This is a genomic window from Psychrobacillus sp. FSL K6-1464, from assembly GCF_038003145.1.
In the GTDB taxonomy this organism is placed as follows: Bacteria; Bacillota; Bacilli; order Bacillales_A; family Planococcaceae; genus Psychrobacillus; species Psychrobacillus psychrotolerans.
In genome coordinates this window covers 418,756-428,299 of the sequence record NZ_JBBOOP010000002.1, presented here as the reverse complement: position 1 = coordinate 428,299, position 9,544 = coordinate 418,756, and the positions used below count along the sequence as shown (strand labels likewise).

Genomic DNA, 9,544 nt, shown 5'->3' with positions numbered 1-9,544 from the left:
ACGTTCAACCGATTCGTCAAGCTAGTCTTTTCGGTGCCAGTTGGAAGTGCGTTTACTAACGTGCGAGCCGCTGTTACGTCTGCTTGCAACTTAGAACCTTCTGCTTTCACCACTGCAGTCGTTGCCGTTTCGACCTGAACCGCTAAAGCCTTCGCATCATCGATTGCTTTTTGCACAACGTTCAACCGATTCGTCAAGCTAGTCTTTTCGGTGCCAGTTGGAAGTGCGTTTACTAACGTGCGAGCCGCTGTTACGTCTGCTTGCAACTTAGAACCTTCTGCTTTCACCACTGCAGTCGTTGCCGTTTCGACCTGAACCGCTAAAGCCTTCGCATCATCGATTGCTTTTTGCACAACGTTCAAACGATTCGTTAAGTTCGTCTTCTCTGTACTATCTGGTAATAGGTTTACAAGTAAACTAGAGGCATCTACATCTGCTTGCAACTTCGAGCCTTCTGCTTTTGCGACAGAAGCTGTAGCTATTGCTATATCTTCATTTAATTTAACTGATTCATCTAAATAGATGTCTATAAAGGTTGGCGACTGCACAGAAGAAGCAGTACCTATTCCTAGTTGCCCATAGCTATTGTAGCCCCACGTATAAGTCCTTAAATCTTCCGTAATCACAAATGTGTGACGGTCTCCTCCTCCCATAGAATGTATCTTGCCAATCCCTATAGTCTGAACAGGTGTCTTTTGTAAAACTTTGGTTCCATCACCAAGCTCACCGTTCATATTGTTTCCCCACCCCCATAAAGTTCCATCATTTTTTAGGGCAAAAGAACGTAGGTTTTGAGCCATGATTTCTTTTATGTTTGTCAAACCTGGAACTTGAAATGGTCTACTATTTGGAGTTGAACCATTTGTAACTATTCCATTCCCTAGCTGTCCTTCATTATTTAATCCCCATACCCACACAGTTCCGTCAGACTTCAAAGCTAATGAATGATTGAAAGTGGTATCAATTGATTTTATATCCGTTAATCCTGTGACTTGTACAGGAACTTTTCTATTTGTAGTAGTCCCATCTCCTAAAAATCCATATCGATTATTGCCCCACGCCCATACTGTCCCGTCTTTTTTTAACGCCAGCGAGAAACTGTCAGAAGCTTTTACTTGAATAACATCTGTTAAACCTGGAACCTGTACTGGAGTCGATCTATTAGTAGTGGTTCCATCTCCTAACTGACTGTTGCCATTGTTTCCCCATGCCCATACTGTTCCGTCTTTTTTTACAGCAAGTGAATGAAGATTACCACCATCTACCCCAACAACATTATCTATACCAACCACGGGCACCGGAGTTCCCTTAGAGTTTGTACCACTACTCGTCCCATCTCCAAGCTGTCCAAACGAATTGTATCCCCATGACCAAACCGTTCCATCTTTTTTAATAACGAGATTAAAACTTTCTCCAGCGGCAACAAATGAAACATCGTCTATTCCAGAAACCTTTTTAAATTCACGCTCTCCTAGATTGTTATTACCAATTCCATTTCCAAGTGCTCCATAGTTGTTTCTGCCCGCAGTCCAAACAGTTCCGTCCGCTTTCAATATGAGCGAATGTTGGCCGCTTCCTGTAATCCAATTACTATAGGACACTTCAGCAGCCTCTGCCTGTGTAATCAAGAAATTTTCCCCAAATATCCCACTACTTGATTCAATGGGACCCACAACACCTGTCATTCCTGACAACAACAACGATGCTGCTAATGCTGTTTTGACTAAGGAACTAGACATTACATTTCTTGCTTTATATAGCTTATTTTTCTCATTAATCATTTTCTATTTTCCTCCAACGTTTTTTTTAATGACCCGCTATTATATGTACTAACTATAAATTTATAAGAATAGCTTTAAATCAATGCCAATAGAAGAAATGGGTTGTAGAACTACTCACTAAATAAATTAGTTTTTTTTCACGGATATTACCGAAGATTTTTCCAGATATAAAAAGACCGCCATTAGGCAGTCTTTAGTTTTTTTTATTAAAACAATTTTTTTCTCTACTACTCTCCTAATAGCTTCACATTCAAATTCAGAAAAGAACTTCCCCCGTTTTTCAATGCTTTACGTCGTTTATATTTCACCGCTTGAGCTACTGGCATTATCAACTACCACTACCCATTGAGGAGGAAATTCAATCTTTCTTGGAAAGCCGTTTTCGCTTCACTCGATGGAAGTTTGTCTATAGCTTCCTGTGCACGTGTTAAGTACGGGTCACGCTTGTAACGTTCTGCAAATGTAACTTGTTGCTCTGCAGCTTTTAGAAGAGCTGGATCCAATGCAGGATCCTGTGGCGTTGTTGGAACTGCTTCTATTATTACTTGGAGTCTTATTTCTAGAGCTGTTTTGTCTGCTCCGTCTTGTAACTTAGCAACGAAATCTTTCGCACTGGTTAAATACGGATCACGTTTATGTTGCTCTGCCAAAACCACAAGAGTTGTTGCTTCTTCTAATAGTGCTTCTTCTACTTCCGCTGCAAGTGCATCTTGGATGACTTTTATACGGTTCAAAAGTCCCGTTTTCTTTGGAGAATCTTTCAGCTTGTTAATGCTGTCCAAAGCATTCATAATGTCAGAATCACTTTTCGTCAGCTCCGCGGATTTCACTTTGCTCTCGGCCTCTAATGTCAACTTCAATTGCTCGATACGTTCAGAGAGTTCTGTTTTAAGCGGTCCATCAGATAACTGATTGATGGATTTTTCCGCAAGCGTGATGTTGTAGTTCGTTTGCATTTTTTCTGCTTGAACTACTGCATTAATTGCTTTTATGTTCAACTCGATGCTCGTGATACGGTCACTTAACTCCATTTTAGTTGAACTGTCAGGCAATTTAGCTACTAATTCTTTTGCTGTGGCGATTTGCTCTTTTGTCGACTCGTCATTTAACTTGTCTACTGTATCTTGTGCTTCTTTTACTAGTTCCGCCCCATCAGATGTAACAACTATCGAGTCTAATCTTACTGTTAAAGCATTTTTCTCGGAGACAGACGGCAATGCTATAACTAAAGATCGTGCAGCATCTATATCTGCTTGTAGCTTCGACTCCTCTGCTTTTTCAACTGAAACTGCCGCTGTTGCAATTTGCTCTGCAAGTGCTTTCGCATCATCAATTGCTTTCTGCACCATATTCAATCGATTCGTTAAGCTTGTTTTCTCTGCTCCAGATGAAAGATTGTTCACAAGTAAACGAGATCTATCTACATCTGTTTGTAATTTAGAGCCTTCTGCTTTGACTACGGATGTAGTCGCTGTGGCAATTTCAGCTGTTAAATTAATTTCTGCTTGCACTGTGTCCAATCGTGAAATTAAGCTTGTTTTCACGCTGTCATTTGAAAGTGCATTGACAAGCGTACGGGCCGAAGTTACATCTACTTGTGCTTTAGAGTCTTCTGCTTTCATGACAGAAGCTGTTGCTATTGCTATTTGGTTGGCTAACGCTATTGCGTCATCAATTGCTTTTTGAATCACGCTTAATCGATTCAACAAGTTTGTTTTTTCTGCTCCAGATGGCAATGTATTAACAAGTGTGCTTGCCATTGTTACATCAACTTGCAACTTAGTATTTTCAGCCTTAACTACGGAATCTGTTACTGATTTCCAATCAACATAGGTTCCTAAAGACACAAATTTATATCCGATGGTATTTGCCCAGTTCTTTGCAAATTCCGGTGTGTCGTGCCCATACACTGTTACGTTCGAAACGCTGACACTATTCGCTTGTAATATGGATGTACTCAATACACTCGTTAAAGAATAAGGCATTGTTATGGAATGAATATCATTATTGCCAAATGCCATGGAGCCTATTTCATTCACATTGTCTGGAATTTTGACAACTGATAGCAAGTTATTATTAAATGCCATGTATTCTATAGTTTTCAAAGATGAGGGTAAAGTAATCTCCGAGAGCTTGTTGCCAGTAAAGGTAGAAGAAGGTATTCTTGTAACACCCTCTTCTATTTCAACTTTAGTTATGTTATTTGCACTAAATACTGAAACCCCTAATTCAGTCATCTTTGTGGTTAATTTCACTTCTGTAATTGCATTTCCACCAAAAGAATGATCCCCTAGCTTTTTAAGACTCTCGGGAAAATTGACGGAATGAATTAGGTTATTTTGGAATGCTCTTTGATCTACGCTTACAATTTTTTCTGGCAATTTCACTGAGGTTAATAGGTTATAAGAAAATGCATCAGAACCAATTGTTTTCAAGGTAGAAGGTAGTGTTACACCTGTTAATTGAATACGCTTAAAAGCTGAATTTCCTATATGAACAACAGGCAAACCTTCAATCATATCTGGAATCCATACATTTTTCACCAGACCCGTGTATTCTGTTATCGTGACTTCTCCATTTGCTATCGTATAATTAAAATTAGCCGAAATTTCAGGAGCATCTGGCACATATGATTCCCCTAAGGATACCCAAGTGTGTTTATCTTTAGTTGCCCAGCTTTTTGCATATGTTGGATTTTCGTAACCATAAACTTTTACGTCAGCTGGTACTGTTGCATTTAAAGCCAATACGCTTACTAAGAAAGTAGAAACAGTAGAAGGAACATGAAATTCTCTGATCTGATTCATATTAAATGAGGAACTCCCTATGCTCGTAACTCCTTCAGGCAGCTTTACTTTAGTTAGCAGATTCTCACTAAACGTACGACTTCCTATTGTTCGCACAGATGCAGGAATATCTACAGAGGTTATTTGGTTTTTTTCAAACATTGAATTGCCAATTGTTGTTACACCATCTTCAAAAGATACTGATTTAATATTATTGTTTAGAAATGTCCCACTCCCATATTTCACATCTTTCTTAAATGTTACATTAGTAATTTTATTATTACTAAAAACTTCTAGACCCATTGATATTATAGAATTAGGAATATCGACTGATTTCAACTTATTATTCTTAAACACATAATTTCCTAGTGTCGTTAATGAAGATGGTAGTAAAATGGTTTCTAGCTGATTATTTTCGAAAGCATTAAGTTCAATTTTTGTTAATTTGTTTGGCAAATTTACGCTCGTCAACAAATTATTTTGAAATGCATTTGAAGCAATTGTCTTAATTCCTTCTGGAAGAATTACAGATTTCAGATTGTTACCTTTGAATGCAGAATTGCCGATATAGGCAACCGGGTTACCTTGAATATAAGCAGGAATTACTACATCGGTACCTACACCTAAGTAGTCGGTTATCGTAACTTCTTTTGTACCAGAATGTGTCGTATACTTGAAATCTGTAACAGGGTTTTCTTTTAAAGAAGACATTTCTGCAGCATAAGCTAACTTATCGACACCTATTAGACCTGTAGATATAGAGCCGGATAGTATTAAAGAAAGTGCCAATACCCCCTTAACCATTTTTTCACTTGATTTTCTCATGTTTTTATTTTGCATTTTTTTCCTCCTGTATTTTTTTTAAAACTCTATTTAGAGTATGCAATAGCCTATGTATTATTCTGATATCTTCATAAAATAGAAGAACAAAAAAAAGACTACCCTTAGGCAGTCTCTAATACTTTTTCTGTCAATGCTCGCACATCAATCGTTGTTTCTTCCCCGATCATGTCCATCAAAATGACTTCTTTGAAATATTTAACGCTCTCTGTTAACGGAATCTCTAAGATTCGTTTCAGTGCGTTTTGATACATTGATACAAACTCTTGGTCTGTATTACCACGCTTTAACTCTGCAAAAGATTCATAGAGCTGATCTAACTTGTCTGCTAATTCCAAAAGCAAGCCCTCGGTAGTTCCATCTTTACCTTCTTTCATTCGGCCTGCAAATACCTCGCGAAACTCTTCTGGAATCTCTGATTCTATGAAGTTTGCTACCATTTTTTCTTCTACTTCGTTAATCATTTTACGAAGCTCTGGTGACGCATGTTTCACAGGTGTTTTTATGTCACCGATGAAAACTTCCCCGAAGTCATGATTGATCGTTCTTTCGTACAATATCTTCCAGTCAATCACTTTGCTACTACGCTCTTCAATAGTTCCAAAGAACATTGCATATTGACTGACTTTCCAAGAATGTGCTGCTACATTGTGTTCCTCAAATTTGTAACGTCCTGGACAACGTACAATACGCTCCAAATCATTTAGTGATGTGAAAAATGTATGAATTCCCATTATTAATTCCTCCGCTTTCCCTTTTTAATACCTGCATAACTTCGTATGCAGGATCCCTGTAGTTTTCTTATCCTTTAACCACTTGTCTGATCTCGCTTTCAATCTCTCTGTACCTAACTGTTTGACGTTGAACATTGCTTTCTTCTGCAATTTGTCTAGTCATCTTCGATACAATCAATTCATCTGATATATTTTCATAGACTCGGACAATCATTTTCACGAAACGAATATAAGCTTTAGACATCATTGGTCACCGCCTTTTTCCGTTTCATCTCCACATAATTTTTAGCTCCACGACATGCTTTGTCCAGATGATTATGACAAAACCATCGTTCTAACGCTCCGTTCTGTACATTCAATGGTTGTTCTAGTAACTCGTCACACATTGGTGTATAAAAGTTACAGGTTACCGCACAGTCAGAACAGGGTTTTTCTAACACCTCTAAAGCTTTACCTTCTTCTGCTTTTGTTAACCAGTATTCTTCCACGCTTCGAACGTTTTCCAACATTACCCTTGGCATTCTCTTGACACCATGAAGAGCAAGTATTTTTTCTATAGTCAAGTAGACCATCTCCTTATTAAAATGCAGTCAAGCTGCTCCTTTTTAATCTGTTCTGCCTATTCTATGCAGTTGCTTTCCAAACGATAAGAAAAAGACGCCCAAGAAGGACGTCTTGTGTAAATATAATCAGGCAAAACCTTTGGTAGCTCCATGTTTTACCCAGTATTCTATATTTATTGAAAGTAACTCTTCTATTTCTAGATACCTCCATCTTTCTATTTCTATACCATACTGCTATATTCTTCCTCGCTTAGGATCGTTACGCCCAGTTCAACCGCCTTTTTGTGCTTCGAAGAACCTTCCGCATCAGGACCCATAAGGAGATAGTCGGTCTTTTTCGAAACAGAACCGTTCACTTTGCCTCCTAATCCTTCAATCTCCGCCTTGAATTCATTACGTCCTTTCGATAAAGCACCCGTAATGACAAACGTTTTTTCGGTGATTGCCGTGTCTGTCTTCGGTGCGACATAGTCGCTCTTCATCAATAGCCCTGCCATGGACAATTCCTCTATCATCTCTCGGTTCGCTTCTGAACAAAGAAACTCGATAAGGCTATTTGCCATCGTCTCTCCAAAATCAGGAATAGCAAGTAATGTCTCCTTTAGAGAACTGCCTTTAGAAGCTTCAATCAATGCTGGTACTGAATCAAAATGTTTCGCTAATGTGCGAGATGCCGTTCGACCGATATTAGGAATCGAGAAAGCATATAGAACCTGATGAAAACTATTAGACTTCGACGCTTCTATTCCTTTAACCATCTTATCAAATTTCTTTTTACCAAATCCCTCTAAAGTCACAATGCCTTCGCCTTTCTCATGAAGGTCATATATATCTGGAATTAGATTGATGAACCCTTGTCTGTGAAGTTCTGCAATCGTCTTATCTCCAAGCCCGTCTATATTCATAGCCTCTCTGCTGACAAAATGCTCTAGTTTTCCTTCTACTACCGGCTCGCACCATGCATTTGTACAATACAGATTTTCTCCATTGAATTTCGTTGGAATCCCACATGCTGGACATGCTTCTGGATGAACAACTGCAATCTCTGAGCCACTTCGCTCTGAATGAATACTCTGAACTACTTGTGGAATTACATCATTTGCTCGCTGCACAATGATTCGATCACCAATTCGGATATCTTTATCTCGGATGTTTCGGAAGTTATGAAGTGTTGCTCGAGTAATACGAACAGAATCAATATCTACTTCGTCAAAAACCGCAACTGGAGTAATCTGTCCTGTTTTGCCTACTTGGAACAATATCTCCCGTAGTGTAGTCGTTGCATCTAAAGAGGAGAATTTGTAGGCACATGCCCACTTTGGATACTTAGATGCACTTCCTAATGTTTCACGAATGGCTAGCGTATCAAACTTCAATACCAATCCATCAATCATGAATGGAAGTGTTCCACGTTCTTTTTCCCCGTATGCTTCACTAAACTCTACGATTTTTTCCACTTCATCAGCATCAAATTCAAATGTTTCGACTAACTCGAAACCGTTCTCTTTCAAGAATGCTAACTGCTCTGTATCTGTTTCGAAATCCAGGCCATCTACATACACTAAATCAAAAGCGATACCTTTCAAAGCTCGACTTGCAGCTACACTGCTGTCTAATTGACGAACCGTTCCAGATGCTAAATTTCGCGGATTGGAATACTTCCCATCTGTATTAATGCGTTCAAACTCGGCGTAAGGGATTATGACTTCCATTCGAACTTCTAGTTGGGAAGTGAACGAGATTACTTTTGGTACATTTTTGATTGTAGAGATTGTGTGTGTCAAATCTTCACCAATCAGGCCTGTGCCTCTACTCACTGCTTGCTCTAATCTACCGTTGTTGTATTTAACGACAATGGTTAGTCCATCCATTTTATGCTGTGCTAAAACTTTACCTTGCCCTCTACCGACAAACTTTCGAATACCTGCAGCATCAGTTATCTTTTCTTGGGATAACATCGGACTTGAATGCGTTACCTTTTTCAAACCATCCACCACTACTGCATGAATCTTATTCGTAGGAGATTCTGAGTCGGATAGCTCCGGGTTTGCATCTTCTAACTCCACTAATTGAAGATATAGTCGATCGTACTCTGAATCCGTGATCACTGGACTATTCTGTTCGTATAGTCGGTCATGTTGGATAATTTCTTCTCTTAACCCTTTTAATTGTTCTTCCACCGTGTTTACTTTAACTGTTGTCATCTAATCAATCTCCTTTTTTAGTCGCAGACAAGTCCGCACCTGTTTAATCTGATACCTTTCAGTATATGCGAGAAGTGCCTAATTCATAATGAAGGTTTTGGGCATAAGAAAGACCACCCTTTGAGAGAGTGGTCAACTTACAGCTTTGTCGGTTTATTTTTGCATCATTTCTGGTTTCGGTCTAGGGATGTATCGTCCTATCATTTTTCAATATTTTCATCCTTACTTCCTCCTTTTTTGTAGCAGTCACATCTGCACCTGTTTAATCTCATATACATTTCAATATATGCAAGTTGTGTGCATTACAATAAAAGTTTATTTTTCCAATAAATAAAGGACCCAGAAGTTCAGGTCCTTTGCTATTAAATCATCCCTGGATTCTCGATGATGAAGAAAAACGGGATGATATGTTCATCAATCATGCCATTCACCACTGGTACCGTACCGTCTATTAATGACGTGATTGCAAATACTCCAAGCCCTATCATTAAAGCGGCCACCACAACCGTCTCAAATGAAATAAATCCACCTTTTGCTCGTAATGTCTGTAAGACTTTTTTCATGAATAATCCTCCTTTCGTCTCTATGATCGCAGAGCATTTCTAATTTTCACGGATTGTTGAAATGATTAAGTGA

7 protein-coding genes are annotated in these 9,544 nt (G+C 38.8%); all 7 read right to left on the bottom strand.

Going from position 1 to position 9,544, the window contains the following annotated elements; all coding sequences use genetic code 11:
* Positions 1-1,781, bottom strand: a 1,781-nt coding sequence (locus MKX39_RS22220; protein ID WP_445678056.1) for an RCC1 domain-containing protein, incomplete at its 3' end; no start/stop codon positions are given.
* A 338-nt stretch (positions 1,782-2,119) separates the two neighbouring features.
* Positions 2,120-5,407 (bottom strand): leucine-rich repeat protein, encoded by a 3,288-nt coding sequence (locus MKX39_RS22215; RefSeq protein WP_340772031.1) that lies wholly within the window; start codon positions 5,405-5,407, stop codon positions 2,120-2,122.
* Between the two features lie 104 nt (positions 5,408-5,511).
* Positions 5,512-6,141, bottom strand: a complete 630-nt coding sequence (locus tag MKX39_RS22210) for a YfbR-like 5'-deoxynucleotidase (protein ID WP_340765613.1) — start codon at positions 6,139-6,141, stop codon at positions 5,512-5,514.
* Positions 6,142-6,208: 67 nt separating this feature from the next.
* A complete protein-coding gene (locus MKX39_RS22205) occupies positions 6,209-6,388 on the bottom strand; it encodes a hypothetical protein (protein WP_340765612.1) in 180 nt (59 codons plus the stop codon).
* Complete coding sequence (locus tag MKX39_RS22200; protein WP_340765610.1) at positions 6,378-6,704, bottom strand: hypothetical protein; 327 nt, start codon at positions 6,702-6,704, stop codon at positions 6,378-6,380. The genes MKX39_RS22205 and MKX39_RS22200 overlap by 11 nt, the downstream gene beginning before the upstream one ends.
* A gap of 221 nt (positions 6,705-6,925) precedes the next feature.
* Entirely contained in the window at positions 6,926-8,908 is a 1,983-nt protein-coding gene (ligA, locus tag MKX39_RS22195; RefSeq protein WP_340772029.1) for an NAD-dependent DNA ligase LigA, read from the bottom strand.
* Between the two features lie 362 nt (positions 8,909-9,270).
* Positions 9,271-9,471 (bottom strand): hypothetical protein, encoded by a 201-nt coding sequence (locus MKX39_RS22190; RefSeq protein ID WP_340765606.1) that lies wholly within the window; start codon positions 9,469-9,471, stop codon positions 9,271-9,273.
* Between the last annotated feature and the right edge of the window lie 73 nt (positions 9,472-9,544).